Origin of the sequence: Pararhodobacter sp. (assembly GCF_034676545.1) — a bacterium.
GTDB lineage: Bacteria > Pseudomonadota > Alphaproteobacteria > Rhodobacterales > Rhodobacteraceae > Pararhodobacter.
This window is the reverse complement of sequence record NZ_JAUCBZ010000015.1, coordinates 699117-720096: the sequence shown is the minus strand read 5'-3', so window position 1 is coordinate 720096 and position 20980 is coordinate 699117. Positions and strand designations below refer to the sequence as shown.

Here is a 20980-nt window from a genome sequence, read left to right as displayed (position 1 = left end):
CATTGATGGAATCGTCAGAGCCCGCGCCAGAACCGCCAATGCAAGGCCACGGCCGCGGCTGAAAGGCCAAAGACCAGACCGAACCACACGCCGACACCCTCCAGCCCCAAGCCAAAGCCCAGTCCATAGCTGACCGGCAAGCCGATCAGCCAATAAGAGACAGCGGCGATGATCATTGGCTGTTTGGTGTCATGGATACCGCGCAAAAACCCCATCCCCATCGCCTGCCCGGCATCGACCAGTTGAAACAGTGCGGCCACCATCAGCAACGTCACGCCGACGGGGATGATCAGGTGGCGCTCGGGGTCGTCGGGCTTCAGGAACAGGCCGACCATCTGTTCTGCGAACAGCCAATAGATCATCATGGTGCCGAACGCGAAGATCAGCGACAGGATCATCGAGGCTTTCGCCACCGCCTTCAGCCCCTCCCTGTCGCGGCGCCCCTTGGCACGGCCGACCAGCACCGTCGCGGCGTTGGCCAGGCCCAGATGCACCATGAAAAACAGCGCCGTCACTTCGAGCGCGATGGAATGTGCGGCCAGTGACAGCTTGCCCAGCCAGCCCATCATCACCGCCGAGGCCGCGAACAGGCCGGTCTCGGCGAGCATCGCCAGGCCAATCGGCAGACCCAATGCGTTGACCTGCCGCATCGCGGACCAGTCAGGCCGCCAGAACCGCACCAGCAGCTGATAGTGCCGCAAGGCGGGCAGCAGGACCGCATAGGCCAGGATCAGGATCAGCGTGGCGGTCTGCACCGCCACCGAGGCAATCGCCGCCCCGCGCGCGCCAAGTTCGGGAAAGCCGAGATTGCCGAAGATCAGCAGCCAGTTGATGCCCATATTCAGGAACACCGCCGCCACCGTGATCCACAGCACAACCTGCGTCCGGCCAAGTGCTGCCAGATAGCTCTTGATCACCATCACCAACAGCGCCGGGGCCATGCCGTAGCCGACGATTGACAGATAGGCACCGCCCAGCCGCGCCACGTCCGGGTCTTGGCCCATCGCGTTCAGCAGCGGCGAGGCATAGACAAACAGCGGCAAGACGATGATCGCATAGCCAATCGACAGCCACATGCCCATGCGGGTGACCCGGCGCACATCGGTCTCATTATCGCTGGCGGCAGCGGTTGCGACCATTGGCATCACGGCATGTGCAAAGCCTGACCCAAGGGTGAAGAACACAAAGAACACCGTCGCGCCCAAGGCCCCGGCGGCGAGGTCGGTGATGCTGTACCAACCCAACATGATCGTATCGACGACATGCAGCGCGAATTGCGCCACATGGCTGCCGACCAGCGGCAGGCCCAGCACCAGAACGGCGCGGGCGTTGAACAGGAATCCGGTGTTGGCGGGGGCGGTCGTCATGCGATAATCCGGGAAAACGGAGCAGACGTCTGCTCGGAACCACCTCTATGCCCGAAAGGGGTGCCGGGGAAAAGGGCGTCAGGCCATGTGGCGCGCAAAGACCGCGCGGGCGCGACCCCAGACGCCTGTGTCGATCTGATCCAGCGTTTTGAGATGTGGCAACAATTGCGCTGCGAAATCCACCGAGGCCTCGGCTGGCAGCAGGGAGGGCAGGTTGTCGATGGCCATCACATCGAGCGGGGGATCGCTGTGAACGCGGGTTACCGGTTGCGCCCAACGGGTCGTGGCGCGGTAAACCGGCACCGGATTATACGCCGACCCCGGATCGCAGGCGATATCACCGATCACCCGCAGTGCGCGCGGCATGGCACCGGCCGTCGCCGGCACGAACACCGGGCAGCCGGGGTTGGCGAGGATGCAGTTGAGGAAAATCTGGTGCAGCAACACCTCAGGGAACGGCCCGCCGCTGGCGGTTTCCGCCATGTCCCAATTGGTTGTTGCAAGGCCCACGGCCTTGCAGAAATCCCGCGCCCCGCTGCCGACCCGGCCCAAGGCGCCGATGATCAAGGCGCGGGGGCGATCGCCGGGCAGGGTGTTGAGGTCGGCCGCAATCATGCGCGTCATGCTGTCCGCGTCACACCACGTTTGAACCGGGCCACAGATGCCGCCCTTGGCCTGTGCGATCCACGCCAGCGCCGATACCGCCGCCCCGGCAAAGCCCGCCCAATAGCCAAACGCCGCAACCCGTCGCCCGTCCTTATCCACCAGCGATTCCAGATCATAAAGCGTCCCGCCGCCTGATTTGAACCGCGCCAGCAGCGCGGGGCCATCGGGCTGGCCCTTATAGGCGTGGCCGAACAGGATGTGCCGGTGTGACAGCGGCGTGCCGTCCTCGGGCAGTTCCTTGAGGCCAAAGATGATTGCGTCTTGCGGGGCGCTGGGCCAACTGGCAAAGGGCGCAACCTCGCACCCGGCCTCGACATAGGGCTGCATGGGCAGGGCGCGCACCGGGCTTTCCTCGATGGTGACGCGGAACCCCTTGGCGATCAGCGCCGCCGCTCCGTCTGCGGTCAGGCCGACGCGTTCCTCATTCGGGCGCTGCTCGCCGCGGACCCATAGATGTACCATCGTTCATGCTCCGGCAAAGGTTTCGGTCAGGATCGCCGCCAAGGCCACCGCGTCGGCTTCGGTAAAGGCGTCGGGCTGGTTGCTGTCGATGTCGAACACCCCCAGCAATTCGCCCCCGGCATTGATCACCGGCAACACCAATTCCGACCGCGTGCTGGAGGCGCAGGCGATATGCCCGGGAAATGCGTCGACATCGGGCACCAGTTGTACCTGCCGCGTGCGAGCGGCAGCCCCGCAGACACCGCGCGAGAACGGGATCACAAGGCAGCCGTGGCCGCCCTGATAGGGACCGATCTTGAGCATGTCCGGCCCCGTCACGCGGTAGAACCCGGTCCAGTCAAAGCGGTCGTCAAAGTGATGCACTTCGCAGGCGACGGTGGCCATCAGCGCCACGACATCCGTCTCGCCTTCGGTCAGGGCGCGGATCGTTTGGGCAAGGGTTGCATAGTCCGGCACGCGCTTCATTCCTGCGGGTCCAGCAGCACGCTCAACCCCGCCTCCAGACCCTCGGCCAGAGGGCCGAGTTGCGTCAGCATTTCGGCCTGGAACTGCATGGCCACCGGGATCAACCGGGCGACCAACGCGTTGCCCTCGGAGGTCAGGCGCAGCACCAGCAAGCGGCGGTCGGTGTCGTTCACCGCCTTGCTGATCAGCCCCGAGGCCTCCAACCGCGTTGCGGCGCGGCTGACCTTGGATTTCTCCATGTCCACGCGCGCCTCGATGTCACGCACCGACACATCGCCCGCGTGGAACAGATGCACCAACACGCGCCATTCGGGGATGCTGATGCCGAAGTCCTTGCGATAGCGCTCGGCAAAGGCGCGGCTGATCCGGCTGGCGGCCGCATTCAGGCGATAGGGCAAAAAGGCGTTCAGATCGAAACTGTCGGGGTCTGGCATGCAAGGCTCCAAGGGTTGCAGGACCGAATCATAAACTTGCGTTAAGATCAATGAGTCCGAATCAATTCAAGGTTCCGGAAGACTTCAGGCTTGACATTGTTGCATGTGCAATAAATGTTAACCCGCACCTGAGATTTATGTTTTACCCGACCGAGGAGGCCTCCATGTCCGACCCAACCCTGCCCCAAGGCATGATCTGTGCCCCCAGCATTGGCGGCGTGAACCAAGGTTATATGCCCGGTTTCGGCAATGATTTCGAGACCGAGGCCCTGCCCGATGCCTTGCCACAGGGTCAGAACAGCCCGCAAAAGTGCAATTATGGCCTCTACGCCGAGCAGCTCTCCGGCACCGCCTTTACCGCACCGCGCGGCCAGAACGAGCGCACCTGGTGCTATCGCATCCGGCCCTCGGTCAAGCACACCTCGCGCTTCACCAAGATCGACATGCCGTATTGGAAATCCGCGCCAAACGTCCTGCCGGATGTGATCAGCCTTGGCCAATACCGCTGGGACCCGGTGCCGCTGCCGGCAAAGGGCGAGGCGTACACCTGGATCACCGGCATGCGCACCGTCACCACGGCGGGCGACGTGAACACACAGGTCGGCATGGCCAGCCATATCTATCTGGTCACCGCCTCGATGCAGGATGAATATTTCTACTCGGCGGACAGCGAATTGCTGGTTGTCCCGCAAGAGGGCCGCCTGCGGTTCTGCACCGAGATGGGGATCATTGACCTTGAGCCAAAGGAAATCGCCATTCTGCCGCGTGGTCTGGTCTACCGCGTCGAGGTGCTCGAGGGGCCGTGCCGTGGCTTTGTCTGCGAGAATTACGGCCAGAAATTCGACTTGCCCGGCCGCGGGCCGATCGGTGCGAACTGCATGGCCAACCCGCGCGATTTCAAAACCCCGGTCGCGGCGTTCGAGGATCGCGAGGTGGAAAGCCGCGTGGTCATCAAATGGTGCGGCCAGTTCCATGAAACCACCATCGGCCATTCGCCGCTGGATGTGGTGGCCTGGCACGGCAATTATTGCCCGGTGAAATACGACCTGCGCACCTATTCGCCGGTCGGCGCAATCCTGTTCGACCACCCGGACCCGTCGATCTTTACCGTGCTGACCGCGCCCTCGGGGCAGGAAGGCACCGCGAATATCGACTTTGTGCTGTTCCGCGAACGGTGGATGGTCGCGGAACATACGTTCCGCCCTCCGTGGTATCACAAGAACCTGATGTCCGAGATGATGGGCAATATCTATGGCCAGTATGACGCGAAACCACAAGGTTTTGCGCCCGGTGGCTTGAGCCTGCACAATTGCATGTTGCCGCATGGGCCGGATCGGGATGCGTTCGAGGGGGCCTCGAATGGTGATCTGAAGCCGCATCTGTTGGACAATACCATGTCCTTCATGTTCGAAACGCGATTCCCGCAGCATCTGACCAAGTTCGCGGCCCTTGAGGCTCCGATCCAGGATAACTATCTTGACTGCTGGACCACGCTGGAAAAGAAATTTGACGGCACACCCGGCATCAAGCCCTAGACCACGCCTCGTAGGGTGCGTGCTTGCACGCACCTTTTTCACCCGCCATCGGCGCGTCTTCGCGCGCCTTAAGCAGGAAGCATTATGACTCTCATCCGTTCCTGGGTCGAAACCGCCAACGACCCTGATTGCCCATTTCCCCTGAACAATTTGCCCTATGGCGTCTTTTCGACCGCTGGCACCAAACCGCGCTGTGGCGTTGCCATTGGCGATCAGGTGCTGGATGTCACCGCGCTCGAACGTGCGGGCTTGCTGCACCTTGGGGATACCCCCTTGCTGGATCGCGCGGCGTGGAATCCTCTCATGGCGGCGGGCCCTGTGGTCTGGAACCGCCTCCGCACGATCCTGTTTGGCCACCTTGCCGAAGGCGCGGGCACCCGCGATCAGATCGAGGCGCATTTGCACCCGCTGAGTGCGGCGACGCTGCATCTGCCGTTCAACGTGACCGAATACACCGATTTCTATGCCGGTCGCCAGCACGCCGAGAACATGGGCAGCATCATGCGCGGCAGTCCTGATCTGCCCGCCAACTGGCTGCATATCCCGATTGGCTACAACGGGCGGGCCTCGTCGGTTGTGGTGTCGGGCACGCCGATTCACCGCCCGCTGGGTCAGACCAAGTCCCCGGATGCGGATGCGCCGACACTTGGCCCGACAAAACGCCTGGATATCGAGCTCGAGATGGGTGCCATCGTCGGCACCAGCAGCCCGTTCGGCGCGCCGATCACGACCGAAACCGCCGACGCGATGATCTTTGGCTATGTGTTGCTGAATGATTGGTCCGCGCGCGATATTCAGGGCTGGGAGTATCAGCCGCTTGGGCCGTTCCAGGGCAAAGCCTTTGGCACTTCCATTTCCCCTTGGATCGTCACCGCCGCTGCTTTGGAGCCGTTCCGCACATCGGTGCCCGAACGCGTCAAGCCCTTGTTGCCTTACCTGACGGAATCTAAGCCGGGTCTGTACGACATTTCCTTGCAGGTCCTGATGCAGCCTGAAGGGGCGAAAACGGCCACCGTGGTGAGCGAAACGAACTACAGCCGGATGTATTACTCCGCCGCGCAGCAGTTGACCCATCATGCGCTGGGCGGATGCGGGATGCGCACGGGTGACCTGTTGGGGTCCGGCACGATTTCGGGGCCGAACAAATCGGAATACGGCTCGCTGATGGAAATGAGCTGGGCTGGCCGCGAGCCCTTCACGCTGGACACAGGCGAGACCCGCAGCTTCATCGAGGACGGCGACACCCTGACGCTGCGCGGTGCCGCCAAGGGGTCCGGGTATACCATCGGGTTTGGCGATTGCACGGGCAAGATCCTGCCCGCCAAGCGCAATCCCTTCGTGGGCTGAGTTCATACATAAAGGGGGCGCATAGCCCCCTTTTTCACGCCTGATCTATCGGTCGTAGAAATCTTCTTCGGCGTCAGAGACGTCGATATCCAACGCTTCCAGCCCTGCCTCCAGATTTTCAGACAGGTGCGGCATCCCCATCAGGTAGTCCGCCGTCGGAGTCGTCGCTTCGGAATATGCGGTTGCCAGCGCCTCGGCATAATCCTCGGGTTCAAACGCCCCGCGCCCGACCCAGGCAACGGCCACCAGATGCGCCTTTTCATCATCGTTCAGCGCGTCAATGAATTGCCGTGCCTCATTCTTGCGCGAGGGGTTGCGCGCTTGAAAGATGATGTGAACCACTTTGCGGGTGCTGATTTCAGGCGTCATGGAAGGGTCTCCTGTTCAAGCCCCAGCATCGCGCGAGTGGCCCGGTTGCGCAAGTACTTAGCGGGTGCGTGCGAACAGCCGATCATACAGCCACCCCGGCAAAAACCGCCCGATGCGAAACACATAGGAAAACAGCGTTGGAAACGAGCCCGCGAACCGGCCTGACTGCATGATCGCCAGCATTCGCGCGGCGGCCTCCTCGGCGCTGAGGATAAACGGCATCGAGAAATCGTTCTTTTCGGTCAGGCGTGTGCGGATGAAGCCGGGGTTGATCTGCTGCACGCGCACACCGGACCCGCGCAGATCGGCGTGCAGCGATTCCGCCAGATGCATCAATCCGGCCTTTGACGCGCCATAGCCCACCGCACCCGGCAAGCCGCGAAAGCCCGCCAGCGATCCGGTCAGCACGATATGGCCCTGCCCGCGCGCCACCATCTGTGGCAGCACACCGTCAAGCACCCGCGCCGCGCCCAACAGGTTCACGTCGAGCATCGTCACCACCTTGTCGCCGTCATAGTCTTGCGCGCGCATCGGCCAATAGGCCCCGGCAAGGTACACCAGTCCATCGACCGGGCCGACCACGTCAGCAGCGGTGCGCACGCTGTCGGTGTCGGTCACATCCATCGGCACGGCGCGCGCATTCGGCAGGCTTTGCGCAAGGTCGGACAGGCGCACCGAATCGCGGGCCGACACAATCACGTGCGCCCCTTGCGCGGTCATCAACGCGGCCAAGGCACGCCCCAACCCCTCGGAGGCGCCGACCAGCCACCAGGTTTGACCCTGAAGACTCATGCGTGCACCGGGCGCATGGTGGCGACCAACTCGGCGACCTTGACGCCGAATTTGCGGAACTGGCTGCGGTTGATGACCGTGCCGTTCTCCATCAGATACATCCAGTCGGTGACATCCAGTACCCAGCCGCCCGCGTGCTTGGGCAGGCGAATGCGATAGGTCAGGCGCAGGCTGGCCCCCTCTTGCTGGCCGCGACCCTGACCGATCAGATCATCGGCCTCGGCGGTGATCGCGCCGTCATTGCCCAGCGTCAGCCGCCATTGCCGGTCTTGGGCGTTGCCTCCGGCATAGCGAAACGCCTCATCCAACACACCGCGATTGCCGTCCCAGCGGCCCTGCATATCGGCGACAAACCGCGAGGTGACACGGCCTGTCGGGCCATAGATCACCCCTTCACACAGCATCGGCCCGCTCAGATGTTTGCGGATATCCATTGCCGGTTCTGATTGGGCATAGTCGCGGGGTTTTTGCGCCATGAAGCCAGTAAACCGCGAGACCAGACCGACCGCGACAAGGAACATGACAAAAAAGAGGACGGCATCAAACATGGAAACAGGGCCTTTGGGTCAATGGGAGACGTCTTGCGAGGGCGGTTCAGGGCGGCTGCGGTAGCCCGCACCCTTCCACCACAGCTTGAGCGCCTGCCAGTGGATCAGCGTCAGCACGCGCCGCGACCCCAAGGGGCGGCGCAGCATGGCACCCAGCAAGCCGCGCGTGGTCGCCGGTTTGCGCGGGCCGACCAAAGTGGCGATCAACCCGCCGCTGGCGTGGCCGTAATCAATGCGGATGGTGATCTTTTGCGGCGTGATGTCGAAGCGAAAGCCATAATCGCCCTCGACCGGCTGAAACGGCGAGACGTGAAAGATCTTGCGCGCGCTCAGGTCATCCTTGGCGGTGATCGCGTGGAAATCCTCGTGGTGGCACAAATAGGAATGACGGTCGCCAAAGGTGTTGCTGACCTCGGCAATCACGCAGATCAACGCGCCGGATGGATCATGGCACAGCCAGAAGCTGACCGGATTGAACACATGGCCCAGCACGCGGGGTTGGGCGAGCAGGTCAATACGGCCGATTTCCGGGGCGCTGGCGTGGCCCAGAACCTCACGCACCCATTTCGCCCCGCGCCCTGCGCCGGGGTCGCCGCCGTGGTCGGTGTCGTGCAGGGACAGCAGGTTGCGGCGGTTGCGCGAGAAGATCGCCGGGCCGGATTGTGGGGCCTCGGCGTCGACCAGCAGATAGTCCACGCCATAGGTGAAGCGGTTGCTCTGCGCGCCTCGGCGGCCATGAAAGGTGCGCCCGGCGATATGATCCACGGTGCTCATGCCGCGGCCTGTACGGGGTTTGCGGTCAGCGCGGTGACGACATCCACCGCGCTGGCAAAGCCGTCTTCGTGAAAGCCGTTGCGCATCCACGCGCCGCAGAACCAGGTGTTGTTCGTGCCATTCATGCCCTTGATCACCGTTTGCGCATTCAGTGCCGCCAGATCATACACCGGATGCCGAAAGGTTTTCTCGTCATAGGTCAGATCATCGCGAATGGGGCGCGAGCCGTTCAGCGTGACGATCATCAGATCCTCTTGCGGGATCGGTTGCAGCGAGTTCATCCAGTAGCTCAGGCTGATGCGTTCGCGATCCTGCGCCGAGTGCTCGGTATAGGTCCAACTGGCCCAGCATTTGCGGCGCTTGGGCATGACCGAGGGATCGGCGTGCAGCACCGCGTGATTGTCCTGATACTGCACCGCCGAAAGCGCCGTGCGTTCCTGCGGGCTGGGGTCGGCCAGCATCGCCAGCGTATCGTCGGAATGCGTGGCAAAGATCACCTCGTCGAAATGCTCCCAGTCGCCGCCTTTGGTGCGGACCTCGACGCCCAACGACAAGCGCCGTACGCCTGCCACCGGGGTGTTGGTGCGGATATCGACGCCGCGCGCGGTCAGATCCCGTGTCAGCCGCCGGACGTATTCGACCGAGCCGCCCTTGACGGTGTGCCACTGGTGCTGGCCATTCGGGCTGAGCAGCGCGTGGTTGCGAAAGAATTGCACCATGGCTTGTGCCGGGAACTCCATGATCTGCGCTTTGGGCGTGGACCAGATCGCACCGGAAAACGGCGTGATATAGCGTTCACGGAACCAGCGGCCCATGTTCATCCGGTCCATCAACTGCCCGATGCTCATCGTGGGGTCGGTTGCCGCGCTCTCGGCCTGCGCGTTGAATTTCAGGATATCGCGAACCATGCGCAGAAACCGCGGGTCGGCAATGTTGCGGCGCGTTGCGAACAGGGTGTCGAGGGTTTCCAGATTATACTCGCACGCGCCATCATCGAAGGACGCACCAAAGCTCATGGTTGAGGGTGCGGTGGGCACATCGAGCGCCTCGAACATGCCGACAAGATTGGGGTAGTTCACGCGGTTGAACACGATGAACCCGGTATCCACCGGCTGATCGCCACGCTTGCCGGCCATGATGGTGCGGGCGTGACCGCCAAGGCGGGGTTCGGCCTCGATCAAGGTGACGTGCCGCGACGGAGACAGCAGCCAAGCCGCCGCCATGCCGGAAATGCCGCCGCCGATGACGGCGATGCGCTGGGGCGGGATGGTGGCAGATTCAAATGGCATGCGATATTCTCCTTGCGTTAAGGGAAATACGCGCCGTCGACGAAATTGGATTACCGAAAACTATTTTTGGTCCCGCGTGATCCAGTTTCAAACCGGTGGCGTATCAAGGCCATGTTGCACTCAACCGCCGAACCCTTGAGAATGAACCCTGTGGCCGCACGCGTGATGCGCGGGCCAGAGCCGCAGCCTATGAACCGGGGACAGGCCAACTTGGCACAGGACGACGACAAGACACGGTTCATTGCGCAGATGCAGGCGATTGCCGATCGGCAGGACGAAGCCGCATTCGCCGCATTGTTCGCGCATTTTGCGCCGCGCATCAAAGGCTTCCTGATGAAATCCGGCGCGACGGCGGCGGTGGCCGAGGATTGCGCGCAGGACGTCATGGCGACGGTCTGGCGCAAGGCGGGGATGTTCGATCCAAGCCGGGCCAATGTCTCGACGTGGATTTTCACCATCGCGCGCAACCGGCGCATCGACCTGTTGCGCCGCGACCGGCGGCCCGAGCCCGAGGATCTGCCCTGGGGCCCGGAACCCGAGCGCGATCAGGCGGATGCGCTGGTCCTGCAAGAGGAAACCGACAAGCTGGGCGAGGCTTTGGCCACCCTGCCACATGAACAAAGGGCGTTGATCGAACAGGCCTATTTCGGCGATCTCAGCCATTCCGAGATTGCCCAGATCACCGGCTTGCCGCTTGGCACGATCAAATCCCGCATTCGGCTGGCGATCACGAAACTTCGCCAGGCCATGACCTGAGAAAGAGACGCGATGATACAGCATCATCTGACCGATTCATTGCTGATGGCCTATTCCGCCGGGCAATTGCCCGAGGCGCATAATCTGGCCGTCGCCACGCATATTTCGCTGTGTGACGAGTGCCGCGCACGGATGGAAAGCTTTGATGCCGTTGGCGGCGCGATGATGGACCATTGCGACAGGGAGACTCTGGCCGAGAACAGCCTGAGTGCCACGATGGCCCGGATTCGCAATGCCGCGCCGGTGCAGCACACAGCCCCCACCAAACGCGGGATTTTTCCGGCGCCGTTGCAGGATTACGTCGGCGGCGATCTGGAGGCCGTGCGTTGGCGCTCCATCGGCGGCGGCGTGAAACAGGCGATCCTGCCGACCTCCAAAGGGGCCTCGGCCCGCCTGTTGCGCATTCCCGGCGGAACGGCGGTGCCCGACCACAGCCACGGCGGGTTGGAGCTGACCCTGGTGCTGCAAGGGGCTTTTGCCGATGAAGGCGGGCGGTTTACGCGCGGCGATATCGAGATTGCCAACGAGGACGTGACCCACACGCCAACCGCAGAACCCGGCCCGGATTGCATTTGTCTGGCCGTGACGGACGCGCCGTTGCGGTTCAGCAGCCTGATCCCGCGGCTGCTTCAGCCGTTCGTGAAAATCTAGGCCAAAACCGGGTCAATGCTCCAATTGGATGTATTTCCGGGAAATCTTTCCTCAAGTTTTACCACTCCTTAGTCCTGATGCCGGAGTCTGGCGAGAACTTGAGGAGTAAGGGCGTTGTGGAAACTGACCACTGTGATGCTGGTCTGTGTGTTGACCGTCGCGGCAACGGCGGCCAACGCGCGGGTCGATAAAATCTGCGCAGGTGTTGAGGATCTGACACTGATTCACAGCGGCTCGCGCGCGGCGCACTCTGTGGCCGATCCGGCGGGCATGATCGAAACGCTTGGCGTGCTCTCGTCGGGACTCAGCGCAAACCTGGTCATTTTTTCGACCCCGGACCTGGTCCGTATCAATCGCGTCCTTTCCAGAACGGCGCGGGACTTGCGCCGCGCCGCAGCGACTCCGCAACAAGACACCGCGCTGGGTGCGATGTCGTTTTCGGCGCTGTCGGTGATCCTTGAGGATCTGTCCATGGTTGGCGAAGTCTTTGGCTGCGTGCCATCACTGCACAGCGCCGCCTCGACAGAGGCCTTGACCTCGGTGCGCCGCCCCGGCTCCGTCAGCAGAACCTGGTCGCGGATCGTTGAGCATGTCTCCTCGGTACAGGTCTACCTCGTCATATGCGCGGCCTTGTCGCTGCTCGTATCTCTGGCCGTTTTGTTCAAACGGTTCAGGCGCAAAAACATCCGGCATCTGTGCAGCATTCCGCTGCATGTCATCTACGGCGAACAATGCACGGTAACCCGGACCATCGACATCAGCCGCGGTGGTCTGCGGTTTGAGGCCGCGGAAGGAAAGCCTGTTGAGATGGGGTGGGTCAGCCTTCATTTCGCGGGCCTGACGGCAGACGCCAAGATCATCTGGGAAAACAAGTTCTACGCTGGCGCGGCGTTTCGGAAGGCCCTGAGCCACGAGGAGCTTGAACGCGTCCTGAGTACGAATTTTGCCACGCTTGAAGAGTCCGGCATCGAGAAAACCTCAACCTCGTGTTTTTTCGCCGGGTGCCACCTGACCTGTGACAAACACCTGGCGACGGCGATTTCGCTAAAAGCGACAAAGGTTCGTCGGCCCATGCCCTAGCGCGTCAGGCCTTTGCCGTGGCGCGCCCCTGACCCGGGCTTAATCCTGCGTCGGAATGACGGGCGGCGCGGGATCCCCGGCCAATTCCTCGAAGTCGAAATTATCCAGCCGCCGCGCACGCCGCCCGGCTTTGTCGGCAGAAATACGGATTTCCGAGACATCCTTGGCGGCTTGCGCGAAGTGCCGGTCGAGGTTTTCAACCCGCACGCCCAGCCGTTCGATGTCTTTGTAAAGCTCGCCCAACTCGCGGCGGATCGCACCGGCTTGCTCGCGCATGCGCGCGTCTTTCAGCACCGCGCGCATGGTGTTCAGCGTCGCCATGCAGGTGGTCGGCGACACGATCCAGACCCGCGCCGTGAACCCCTCGCGCACGATCTCGGGATAATTTGCATGCAGTTCCGCATAGACCGCCTCGGACGGCAGGAACATCAGCGCACCATCCGCCGTTTCACCCTGGATGATGTATTTCTCCGCGATTGCCCGGATATGATGGCGCAGAGCCACGCGCATCAGGCGACGCGCTTCGGTGGTTTCCGCGTCGTTTGACGCCTTGCGCAGGGCTTCATAGGCCTCCAGCGGAAATTTCGCGTCAATGGCAATCGCGCCGGGTGGTTTGGGCAGATGCACGATGCAATCGGCGCGTTTCCCGTTCGAGAGCGTCGCCTGCATCGTATACGCATCCGAGGGCAGCGCGCGCTGCACGATGTCATGCAACTGGATTTCCCCAAACGCGCCACGGGTCTGTTTGTTCGACAGAATATCCTGCAAGGACAGAACGTTACCGGACAGTTTCTCGATATTCGCCTGCGCTTTGTCGATGGCCTCTAGCCGCGCGTGCAGATCGCCAAGGCTGCGCGCGGTGCGCACCGCATTGCCTTGCAGCGACTGCGCCATCAGGTCCGAGACCTCGGCCAGCCGTTGTTCGACCATCTGGATCATCTGGCCCTGCGCCTTGGCCTGCGCCTCGGACACATGATGCAAACCGCCCGACAGATGCTGTTGCCCGTCGGACAGCGCCTGCACCCGCTGGCCCAACTGGTTCATCTGCCAGGTCAACGGCTGCACCACACGCGCGGCTTTCAGCGTCGCGTTCAGGATGATCAGCAGCACCACGGCCAGCGCGGCGGCGGCGATCCCGCCCAGGATCAGCGGGTCGGTCAGGTCAAATTGCGTTGTCATCGCCGGCCGAACAGCTTTTCAATGTCGCTGAGTTTCAGTTCGACATAGGTGGGCCGCCCGTGGTTGCATTGGCCTGACAGCGGCGTGGCCTCCATCTCGCGCAGCAGGGCGTTCATTTCCTCGCCGCGCATCTGACGGCCCGACCGGATCGAGCCGTGGCAGGCCATGCGGCTGAGCACCGCATCAAGGCGTGACCCCAGCGTGCCCGATTGCCCCAGATCGGCCAGTTCATCGAGGATATCCAGCACCAGTTTGCGCGCGTTCACGGTGCCCAATTCGGCGGGGGTTTCGCGCACCGCGATGGCGTCACCGCCAAAGGGTTCGATCACCAGGCCCAGCTTTTCCAGCGAGTCGGCGTGCTCCAGCAGGCGCTGGGCGTCACCCTGCGACAGCGGCACGATCTCGGGGATCAACAGGGCCTGCGCGGCGATGCCGCGTTCGGCCATCTGGCGTTTCAGCCGCTCATACACCAGCCGTTCGTGGGCGGCGTGCTGATCGACGATGACGATGCCGTCGCTGGTCTGGGCGATGATGTAATTCTCATGCACCTGCGCGCGGGCCGCGCCCAAGGGTGCGTCGGTCGGGCCGGATTCGGGTTCAATGCGGGCGAAGGGGGCGGGAGCCTCGGCCATGGCATAGTCAATCACCCCGTCGGCGTCATGCAGCGGAGATTGCGCGGCATAGGCCGTTTGCATCGCGCTAAAACTGGGGCGGCTGGCGTAATCCATTTGCCAGATACGCGGGCCGCTGGGTTCTGGCCGCATCGCCCCAAGGGTGGCGGCGGCAACGGTGCCCGAGGCGCGGTGCCCGGCCTCGGCCAAAGCGTGGCGGATGCCGGACACCACCAGACCGCGCACGATGCCGGGGTCACGAAAGTGCACCTCGGCCTTGGCGGGGTGGACATTGACGTCCACCAGTTCCGGGTCGCAGTCGATGAAAAGCGCGGCAGCGGGGTGGCGGTCGCGGGCCAGCACATCGGCATAGGCGGCGCGCAGGGCGCCGTACAGCATCTTGTCACGCACCGGGCGGCCATTGACGAACAGGTATTGCGCCACCGACGAGCCGCGCGAATAGGTCGGCAAGGCGGCGTAACCAGACAGGCGCACACCCTCGCGCTCGGTGTTCAGGCGCAGGGCGTTGTCAGTGAACTCGCGGCCCATGATCTGCGCCAACCGGGCCTCGAGCGCGTCGAACAACGCGCCTTGCTCGCTATCGAGTTGCAGGACCGTGCGCTCTGCGTCGATATCGGTCAGCGTGAAGCCGACATAAGGCTCGGCCATCGCCAACCGTTTCAGCGTGTCGGCAATCGCCTGCGCCTCGGCGCGGTCGGTGCGCATGAATTTCAGCCGGGCGGGCGTGGCAAAGAACAGATCGCGCAATTCAACGGTGGTGCCGGTGTTCAGCGCGGCGGGGCGCACCGGGCTGATCTTGCCGGCGGTCACCGCGATTTCCGCGCCGTCATCGTCTTTGGTGCGGCTGGTGATGGTCAGGCGACCGACCGCGCCCAACGAGGGCAAAGCCTCGCCGCGAAAGCCGAAAGTGTGGATGTTCAACAGGTCCGAGCCGTCGATTTTCGAGGTCGCGTGCCGGGACATGGCCAAGGGCAGATCCGCGCCGCTCATGCCGCAGCCATCATCGCTGACGCGAATCAGGGTCTTGCCGCCGCCCGCGTAATCGACGCGGATGCGCGTGGCCCCGGCATCGAGCGCGTTTTCCACCAGTTCCTTGACCGCCGAGGCGGGACGCTCCACCACCTCACCCGCCGCAATTCGGTTGGCGGCGGTTTCGTCGAGCTGACGAATCACGGCACGAGGTTGGCTTATGTTGGGTCGGGTTGCTTGCATGCCACTAGCCATAGCATGTCACCCGCCCGTATTAAAGCAATCAGTCGAGGCCGACAGGCTGCCCGACCACCACGAAATGCAACGCCTCAGGCTGTGCCAAGCGGGTGGCAACGCGTTGAATATCCTCAAGCGTGACGGCGCGGACCAGATCATTGCGGATATTCACATAGTTCAGCGGGAAGGACTGGAATTGCATCGACGCAAGAATATTGGCAATTGATTCGTTCCCATCAAAGCGCAGCGGATAGGCCCCGGTCAGATAGGTCTGCACTCGTTCCAGATCCTCTTGCGTGATGCCGCCATTCGCCAGCCAGTCGAATTGCTCGCGCACCAAGGCGATGGCTTCGGCGGCGGTTTCATTGGCGGTGGAAAACTGGCCGACGTAGCTGTCGCCAAACCGGTTCGAGGCCAGCGAGGTGTAGATGCCGTAGGTCAGGCCGCGTGCTTCGCGGATTTCCTCCATCAAGCGCGAACCAAACCCGCCGCCGCCAAAGATGGTGTTCATGATATAGGCGGCCATGAAATCATCGTCGTCCCAATGGATGCCGCCGTGGCCGAACTGGATCACCGATTGCGGGCTGGGGTGGTCGATGACTGTCACGCCCGGATCAGCCGAGAAACTGCGGTACTCGGGCAACGGGACGCTGGCGGGCGGCAAATCGGCATACAGACGATCCACGATCTCGCCCAGCTCTGCGGCAGTGATGTCACCCGCGGCGGCGATATAGGTCAGGTCCGATGTGAAGGCGGCGCGATGGGCGTCAAGCACATTGTCGCGGGTCAGGGCGGCGATGGTGTCGGGTGTGCCATCCGACGGGCGGGCATAGGGATGCCCGGCATAGCCCAAGGCGGCAAAGGCCTGCCCGGCGATGGTATCGGGGTTGCGCGCGGCGCGTTCAAGGGACGCGATGGTCTGTGCGCGCACCCGTTCAAGGCTGTCGGCGTCGAATGTCGCCTGGGTCAGCGCCAGAATCGCAAGGTCGATGACCTGATCGCGATTTTCCGACAGGGCGCGGATCGACAGGCTGACCTGATCGCGCCCGGCGCTGAAACTGACGCTGCCCGCCAAAGCCTCCAGCGCCGAGGCATAGCCCAAGGAGTCCAGATCGCCGGCGCCTTCGGTCAACAGCGAGGTCATCAACGAGATGACGCCGTCCTGGCCTTCGGGCTCGATTGAGGCGCCGCCGGTGAAGATCATCTCGATGGAGACAAAGGGGATGGAGTGTTCTTCGACCAGCCAGGCGTCGTGCCCGTTGGGTGAGGTCACGGCTTGGATGTCGATGGCCAAGGCGCGCGAGGCAACCGGTGTTGCCAGCACCAGGGCCAGTGCGACGGTGTAAATCAGGCGCATCATGCGTCCTCTCCCATCAGCCAGCCTGTGACCGACGAACGGCGATCGAGCGAGCGGGCCGCGTTGATGATCTCTTCGGGGGTGACCGATTGCAGCACGTCGATCCAGGATTCGCTGTCTGCCAGCGTCAGGCCGACGGTCAGATCCGACCCGATGGAATTCGCCCGGCTCTCGGTGTTGTCCTCCTGATAGATCGACTGAGCGCGGACTTGCATTCGGACGCGCTCCAGTTGCTCGGCATCGACGCCGGTTTCGATGAATTCAGCCAGCACACGGTCCAGCGCATCCTCGGCCTCCTGCAACGAGACGCCTTGTGCGGGCATGATCCCCAACGAAAAGGTGCCATTATCAAGTCCGGTGCCCGAGTATCCGGCCCATGTCACCAGCGAGACGCCCTCGTCATAGGTCAACCGCCGTTCCAGCACCGAGGTTTGCGCGCTGCCACCAAGCAGAGCGGACAACATCTCAAACGCGGCGGCCTCACGCTGGTCGCCCGTGCGACGGACCGGGGCCAGATAGAGACGGTTCACATACGGCTGACCGACACGCCCATCGCGCATGATCACGCGACGCTCGGCCAGTTGTGGTGGCTCAAGCGGGCGCGCGCGGTCGGGAAGATCGGCCACGGCCGGGATGGGGCCATAATACTGCCGGGCCAGGTCCAGCACCTCATCGGCGTTCACATCCCCCGCAACCACCAAGGTCGCGTTGTTGGGGGCGTAATGGGTGCGGTAGAAATCCGTGGCAATGTCGCCGGTCAGCGCGGCGATCTCATGGCGCCAACCGATGATTGGACGCCCGTAAGGATGGTTCTGGAACAGGGCGGCGCGCAATTGCTCGCCAAACACGCGGTCGGGGCTGGATTCCAACGTCTGCCCGCGTTCGCGCAGGATCACGTCGCGCTCTGGCAACCAGTCCGATTGATCAAGACGCAGGTTGACCATGCGGTCGGCCTCCATCTGCATCATCAGATCCAGGCGATCAGCGGCAACGCGCTGGTAATAGGCGGTATAATCCCACGAGGTGAAGGCATTGTCGCTGCCGCCATTGGCTTCGACGGTTTCGGAAAACTCGCCTTCGGCCAAGGTGTCGGTGGCTTTGAACATCAGGTGTTCAAGGTAATGCGCGATGCCGGAATGCCCGGCCGGGTCATCGGCGGCACCGACGCGATACCAGACCATGTGCACGACAACCGGCGCGCGATGGTCCTCGATCACCACCACCTGCATACCATTATCCAACGAGAAAAGCTGAGGTTCGCTGGCGAAGGCCGTGGTCAGGCTGGTCGCAACCGCGAGGCAGGCAGTTGCGAGCAGACGCAAGGGATAGGACATCGTGAGGGCTCCGGTTTCAGGACTCGACCCAGATGTACCGTGATCTATCGTGGCGGCAAGCCACTTGGCGCAGAAGTGATGGGCGCGGATCAGCGTTGCGGTGGGGCCGCAGGGGTCCGCACACCGCGCGCACGCCAGCGACGCAGCTCTTCCTGTGGATCAAGAAGCTGCTCTTCATAGGCCTGACGGTAGACGTTGGTGTTGAACGCTCGTTCCAGCAAACGCGGGTTGTTGTCACGGCGCAGTTCCAGATCTTCGGCGGCGAGTGTGGCGCGGATATCGCCGGAAACGCCGCCGCGCCCGGCATAGCCGACCAGACCGGCATCTGCCGCCGGAATGCCGCTTGTGCGTTCGGCGGAAACCCGTCCACCAAGGGCCACGACGGCTTGCGCGCGGGGATCGGGGTCAACAAGATTTGTTCCGCCCGGCGTGGGTGGCGGCAGCGTGGAAAAATCTGCCGGGGCCTGAAGCGCGCCGGTGGGCACAATCGAAAACTCGTCAGGGTCGTCCTGATGCGAGGCCGCGTTCATCAGAATCGGGATATCCCCACTGCGCGAACAGGCAGACAGGGCAAGCAGGCAAAGCCCGGCCGCAGCAAACAGTTGGTAACGCGTCATCTCAGCTTCCCCGATGGTCGCAAGCAAGGTTTGTTTAACGCAAGCCTGCGCTGTCGTCACGGGGCGTTTTGCCACCTGACGCAAAGATGAGCCCGAACGCGCCGATAAAGATGGCAATATCGGCGACGTTGAACGCCCAAGGGTTTGTCCAGCCGCAGCACGAAACATTCAGAAAATCGGCCACCGCGCCCCACACCAGCCGGTCAATCGCGTTGCCCAGCGCCCCGCCGGCCAAAAAGCCCAGCGCAATCTGCATCATGGGCCGTGCGCCATCGCGTTTCACCCAGAACCAGACCCAGCCCGTGACAATCACCGCCAAAGCCACCAGGACAAAGCGCAACCAGAGAGAATCAGCGGCGAACAGGCCAAAGTTCACGCCGCGATTCCACGCCATTGTCAGGTTCACATAGGGCGGCAGGACCTCGATATAGAGGACGTCAGCCAGATTCAGGCCGACGACCACGGCCCATTTCAGCGCCTGATCCAGCGCCAGGATCACGAGGGTTATGATGGTGGCAAGTCTCATATCAGTGCCGGAAATGGCGCATACCGGTGAAGACCATCGCCAGTCCGGCCTGATCGGCGGCGGCGATCACCTCGTCATCGCGCATGGAGCCACCGGGCTGGATGACCGCCACAGCCCCCGCGCCCGCCGCCTCCATCAAGCCGTCGGCAAAGGGGAAGAACGCGTCCGAGGCCACGACCGAACCTTTGGTGAGGGGTTCGGGCAGGCCCAGAACCTCGGCCATGCGCTCGGCCTTTTTGGCGGCGATGAGGGCTGAAGTCGAGGCGGCTCATCTGCCCGGCACCCACGCCAACCGTCGCGCCGTCTTTGACGTAGACGATGGCGTTGGACTTGACGTGTTTGGCGACGGTCCAGGCAAAGCGCATGTCGGCCAGTTGCGCGTCGGTGGGGGCCAGTTTGGTGGCGACGGTCAGGTCATCAACCCGTCCGTTATCCTTGTCCTGCACCAGAAACCCGCCCGAAACCTGCCGCACACTCAGCAGATCGGCGCTGGGATCGGCCAGGCGGTCGGTGGTCAGCAGGCGCAGGTTTTTCTTGCCCGCGAACACCGCAATGGCGTCCTCGTCGGCCCCCGGCGCGATAATGACTTCGGTGAAAATCTTGACGATTTCCTCGGCGGTGGCTTTGTCGAGCCGCTGGTTCAAGGCGACGATCCCACCAAAGGCCGAGGTGCGGTCACAATCAAACGCGCGCTGATAGGCCTCCAGCAAGGTGCCGCCGATGGCCACGCCGCAGGGGTTGGCGTGTTTGATGATCGCGCAGGCAGGGCCGTTGGCCGGGTCAAATTCGCTGACCAGTTCAAACGCGGCGTCGGTGTCGTTGATGTTGTTATAGGACAGGTCCTTGCCCTGATGCTGCGTGGCGGTTGCCACGCCGGGGCGGCCCGAGCCATCGGTGTAAAACGCGGCCGACTGGTGCGGGTTTTCACCATAGCGCAGGCTTTGCGCGAGGGTTCCGGCGAACACCCGGCGGCGCGGCGTCTCCTGCCCGATCGCCCGCGCCATCCAGGTGGAAACCGCCGCGTCATAGGCGCCTGTGCGGGCATAGGCGATCTGCGCCAGCCGCTGCCGGAAGGCCAGCGTGGTCTGGCCGCCGTTGGCGTCCAGTTCGGCCAAGACCGCCGCGTAATCCTCGGGATCGGTGACAACGCTGACGAAACCGTGGTTCTTGGCCGCCGCGCGGATCATCGCCGGACCGCCGATGTCGATATTCTCGATGGCCTCATCGTAACCCGCGCCGCGCGCCACGGTGGCCTCGAACGGATAAAGATTGACCACCAAGAGGTCGATTGCCTCGATCCCGTGTTCGGTCATCGAGGCCCCATGCCCCGCATCGTCGCGCAACGCCAGCAGCCCGCCATGCACCATCGGGTGCAGGGTTTTCACGCGGCCGTCCATCATTTCCGGAAAGCCGGTCAGGTCGGACACATCGCGCACCGCCAGCCCCGCGTCGCGCAGGGCCTTGGCGGTGCCGCCGGTGGAGACCAGATCAACGCCCCGTTCGGCCAAAGCGCGGCCCAGATCAATCAGCCCGGTCTTGTCGGACACCGACAGCAGAGCGCGTTTCAGGGGGGCGAGGTCGGTCATGGCAGCAG

Annotated in this window: 20 protein-coding genes and 1 pseudogene; 5 read left to right on the top strand and 16 right to left on the bottom strand. The window is 63.1% G+C overall.

Annotation, left to right across the window (positions count from 1 at the left end; genetic code table 11):
• Nucleotides 1-14: 14 nt before the first annotated feature.
• From VDQ28_RS06935 to VDQ28_RS06920, 4 genes are all read right to left on the bottom strand, one after another.
• The gene (locus tag VDQ28_RS06935) at nucleotides 15-1367 is read right to left on the bottom strand and encodes an MATE family efflux transporter (RefSeq protein ID WP_323035236.1); all 1353 of its coding nucleotides are present in this window, start codon (nucleotides 1365-1367) and stop codon (nucleotides 15-17) included.
• Between the two features lie 78 nt (nucleotides 1368-1445).
• A complete protein-coding gene (locus VDQ28_RS06930) occupies nucleotides 1446-2495 on the bottom strand; it encodes a saccharopine dehydrogenase (protein ID WP_323035235.1) in 1050 nt (349 codons plus the stop codon).
• A gap of 3 nt (nucleotides 2496-2498) precedes the next feature.
• On the bottom strand, nucleotides 2499-2960 hold the full coding sequence (locus VDQ28_RS06925) for a GAF domain-containing protein (RefSeq protein ID WP_323035234.1): 462 nt from the start codon (nucleotides 2958-2960) through the stop codon (nucleotides 2499-2501).
• Nucleotides 2957-3394: a MarR family winged helix-turn-helix transcriptional regulator gene (locus VDQ28_RS06920; protein WP_323035233.1), complete on the bottom strand. Its 438-nt coding sequence runs from the start codon at nucleotides 3392-3394 to the stop codon at nucleotides 2957-2959. Before VDQ28_RS06920 ends, VDQ28_RS06925 begins: the two co-directional genes overlap by 4 nt.
• Before the next feature lie 164 nt (nucleotides 3395-3558).
• Between VDQ28_RS06920 and hmgA the strand changes: the two genes are divergently transcribed.
• Nucleotides 3559-4929: a homogentisate 1,2-dioxygenase gene (gene hmgA, locus VDQ28_RS06915; RefSeq protein ID WP_323035232.1), complete on the top strand. Its 1371-nt coding sequence runs from the start codon at nucleotides 3559-3561 to the stop codon at nucleotides 4927-4929.
• A gap of 84 nt (nucleotides 4930-5013) precedes the next feature.
• A complete protein-coding gene (gene fahA, locus VDQ28_RS06910; protein WP_323035231.1) occupies nucleotides 5014-6276 on the top strand; it encodes a fumarylacetoacetase in 1263 nt (420 codons plus the stop codon).
• Between the two features lie 45 nt (nucleotides 6277-6321).
• On the opposite strand, the gene VDQ28_RS06905 is transcribed toward fahA, so the two are convergent.
• Genes VDQ28_RS06905 through VDQ28_RS06885 form a run of 5 tightly spaced genes read right to left on the bottom strand, consistent with a single transcriptional unit; the run spans nucleotide 6322 to nucleotide 10048 of the window.
• Nucleotides 6322-6645, bottom strand: a complete 324-nt coding sequence (locus VDQ28_RS06905) for a DUF3775 domain-containing protein (protein WP_323035230.1) — start codon at nucleotides 6643-6645, stop codon at nucleotides 6322-6324.
• 57 nt (nucleotides 6646-6702) lie between these two features.
• Complete coding sequence (locus VDQ28_RS06900) at nucleotides 6703-7437, bottom strand: SDR family NAD(P)-dependent oxidoreductase (RefSeq protein WP_323035229.1); 735 nt, start codon at nucleotides 7435-7437, stop codon at nucleotides 6703-6705.
• Entirely contained in the window at nucleotides 7434-7985 is a 552-nt protein-coding gene (locus VDQ28_RS06895; protein WP_416349356.1) for a DUF3833 domain-containing protein, read from the bottom strand. Before VDQ28_RS06895 ends, VDQ28_RS06900 begins: the two co-directional genes overlap by 4 nt.
• Nucleotides 7986-8003: 18 nt before the next feature.
• Nucleotides 8004-8759, bottom strand: coding sequence for a DUF1365 domain-containing protein (locus tag VDQ28_RS06890; protein WP_323035228.1), 756 nt, complete (start codon nucleotides 8757-8759; stop codon nucleotides 8004-8006).
• Entirely contained in the window at nucleotides 8756-10048 is a 1293-nt protein-coding gene (locus VDQ28_RS06885; protein WP_323035227.1) for an NAD(P)/FAD-dependent oxidoreductase, read from the bottom strand. Before VDQ28_RS06885 ends, VDQ28_RS06890 begins: the two co-directional genes overlap by 4 nt.
• A gap of 249 nt (nucleotides 10049-10297) precedes the next feature.
• Between VDQ28_RS06885 and VDQ28_RS06880 the strand changes: the two genes are divergently transcribed.
• The 3 genes from VDQ28_RS06880 to VDQ28_RS06870 all read left to right on the top strand — a co-directional run bounded on the left by VDQ28_RS06880 (nucleotide 10298) and on the right by VDQ28_RS06870 (nucleotide 12535).
• Nucleotides 10298-10804, top strand: a complete 507-nt coding sequence (locus VDQ28_RS06880) for a sigma-70 family RNA polymerase sigma factor (protein ID WP_416349419.1) — start codon at nucleotides 10298-10300, stop codon at nucleotides 10802-10804.
• Between the two features lie 12 nt (nucleotides 10805-10816).
• Complete coding sequence (locus tag VDQ28_RS06875) at nucleotides 10817-11455, top strand: ChrR family anti-sigma-E factor (RefSeq protein WP_323035226.1); 639 nt, start codon at nucleotides 10817-10819, stop codon at nucleotides 11453-11455.
• Nucleotides 11456-11569: 114 nt separating this feature from the next.
• Complete coding sequence (locus VDQ28_RS06870) at nucleotides 11570-12535, top strand: PilZ domain-containing protein (RefSeq protein WP_323035225.1); 966 nt, start codon at nucleotides 11570-11572, stop codon at nucleotides 12533-12535.
• A gap of 39 nt (nucleotides 12536-12574) precedes the next feature.
• Here VDQ28_RS06870 and VDQ28_RS06865 read toward each other — a convergent pair whose 3' ends face one another.
• From VDQ28_RS06865 to purH, 7 genes and pseudogenes are all read right to left on the bottom strand, one after another.
• A complete protein-coding gene (locus VDQ28_RS06865; RefSeq protein ID WP_323035224.1) occupies nucleotides 12575-13714 on the bottom strand; it encodes a DNA recombination protein RmuC in 1140 nt (379 codons plus the stop codon).
• Nucleotides 13711-15558, bottom strand: coding sequence for a DNA mismatch repair endonuclease MutL (gene mutL / locus VDQ28_RS06860; protein WP_323035223.1), 1848 nt, complete (start codon nucleotides 15556-15558; stop codon nucleotides 13711-13713). Before mutL ends, VDQ28_RS06865 begins: the two co-directional genes overlap by 4 nt.
• Before the next feature lie 40 nt (nucleotides 15559-15598).
• Nucleotides 15599-16912: a pitrilysin family protein gene (locus VDQ28_RS06855; protein ID WP_323035222.1), complete on the bottom strand. Its 1314-nt coding sequence runs from the start codon at nucleotides 16910-16912 to the stop codon at nucleotides 15599-15601.
• The gene (locus VDQ28_RS06850) at nucleotides 16909-18243 is read right to left on the bottom strand and encodes a pitrilysin family protein (RefSeq protein ID WP_323035221.1); all 1335 of its coding nucleotides are present in this window, start codon (nucleotides 18241-18243) and stop codon (nucleotides 16909-16911) included. Before VDQ28_RS06850 ends, VDQ28_RS06855 begins: the two co-directional genes overlap by 4 nt.
• 89 nt (nucleotides 18244-18332) lie before the next feature.
• Nucleotides 18333-18860 carry a DUF3035 domain-containing protein gene (locus VDQ28_RS06845; protein ID WP_323035220.1) on the bottom strand — a complete coding sequence of 176 codons (528 nt, stop codon included), beginning with the start codon at nucleotides 18858-18860 and terminating at the stop codon, nucleotides 18333-18335.
• A 34-nt stretch (nucleotides 18861-18894) separates the two neighbouring features.
• Complete coding sequence (gene lspA, locus VDQ28_RS06840; RefSeq protein ID WP_323035219.1) at nucleotides 18895-19386, bottom strand: signal peptidase II; 492 nt, start codon at nucleotides 19384-19386, stop codon at nucleotides 18895-18897.
• Nucleotide 19387: 1 nt separating this feature from the next.
• Nucleotides 19388-20972, bottom strand: a pseudogene (gene purH / locus VDQ28_RS06835) (bifunctional phosphoribosylaminoimidazolecarboxamide formyltransferase/IMP cyclohydrolase).
• Nucleotides 20973-20980: the final 8 nt, after the last annotated feature.

What these genes read in the sequence shown, in the direction of transcription:
- VDQ28_RS06925 (WP_323035234.1), bottom strand. Translation starts at nt 2,960, where the DNA reads ATGAAGCGCGTGCCGGACTATGCAACCCTTGCCCAAACGATCCGCGCC.
- hmgA (WP_323035232.1), top strand. Translation starts at nt 3,559, where the DNA reads ATGTCCGACCCAACCCTGCCCCAAGGCATGATCTGTGCCCCCAGCATT.
- fahA (WP_323035231.1), top strand. Translation starts at nt 5,014, where the DNA reads ATGACTCTCATCCGTTCCTGGGTCGAAACCGCCAACGACCCTGATTGC.
- VDQ28_RS06895 (WP_416349356.1), bottom strand. Translation starts at nt 7,985, where the DNA reads ATGTTTGATGCCGTCCTCTTTTTTGTCATGTTCCTTGTCGCGGTCGGT.
- VDQ28_RS06920 (WP_323035233.1), bottom strand. Translation starts at nt 3,394, where the DNA reads ATGCCAGACCCCGACAGTTTCGATCTGAACGCCTTTTTGCCCTATCGC.
- VDQ28_RS06845 (WP_323035220.1), bottom strand. Translation starts at nt 18,860, where the DNA reads ATGACGCGTTACCAACTGTTTGCTGCGGCCGGGCTTTGCCTGCTTGCC.
- VDQ28_RS06875 (WP_323035226.1), top strand. Translation starts at nt 10,817, where the DNA reads ATGATACAGCATCATCTGACCGATTCATTGCTGATGGCCTATTCCGCC.
- VDQ28_RS06880 (WP_416349419.1), top strand. Translation starts at nt 10,298, where the DNA reads ATGCAGGCGATTGCCGATCGGCAGGACGAAGCCGCATTCGCCGCATTG.
- VDQ28_RS06890 (WP_323035228.1), bottom strand. Translation starts at nt 8,759, where the DNA reads ATGAGCACCGTGGATCATATCGCCGGGCGCACCTTTCATGGCCGCCGA.
- lspA (WP_323035219.1), bottom strand. Translation starts at nt 19,386, where the DNA reads ATGAGACTTGCCACCATCATAACCCTCGTGATCCTGGCGCTGGATCAG.
- VDQ28_RS06935 (WP_323035236.1), bottom strand. Translation starts at nt 1,367, where the DNA reads ATGACGACCGCCCCCGCCAACACCGGATTCCTGTTCAACGCCCGCGCC.
- VDQ28_RS06850 (WP_323035221.1), bottom strand. Translation starts at nt 18,243, where the DNA reads ATGTCCTATCCCTTGCGTCTGCTCGCAACTGCCTGCCTCGCGGTTGCG.
- VDQ28_RS06855 (WP_323035222.1), bottom strand. Translation starts at nt 16,912, where the DNA reads ATGATGCGCCTGATTTACACCGTCGCACTGGCCCTGGTGCTGGCAACA.
- VDQ28_RS06930 (WP_323035235.1), bottom strand. Translation starts at nt 2,495, where the DNA reads ATGGTACATCTATGGGTCCGCGGCGAGCAGCGCCCGAATGAGGAACGC.
- VDQ28_RS06900 (WP_323035229.1), bottom strand. Translation starts at nt 7,437, where the DNA reads ATGAGTCTTCAGGGTCAAACCTGGTGGCTGGTCGGCGCCTCCGAGGGG.
- VDQ28_RS06865 (WP_323035224.1), bottom strand. Translation starts at nt 13,714, where the DNA reads ATGACAACGCAATTTGACCTGACCGACCCGCTGATCCTGGGCGGGATC.
- mutL (WP_323035223.1), bottom strand. Translation starts at nt 15,558, where the DNA reads ATGCAAGCAACCCGACCCAACATAAGCCAACCTCGTGCCGTGATTCGT.
- VDQ28_RS06885 (WP_323035227.1), bottom strand. Translation starts at nt 10,048, where the DNA reads ATGCCATTTGAATCTGCCACCATCCCGCCCCAGCGCATCGCCGTCATC.
- VDQ28_RS06905 (WP_323035230.1), bottom strand. Translation starts at nt 6,645, where the DNA reads ATGACGCCTGAAATCAGCACCCGCAAAGTGGTTCACATCATCTTTCAA.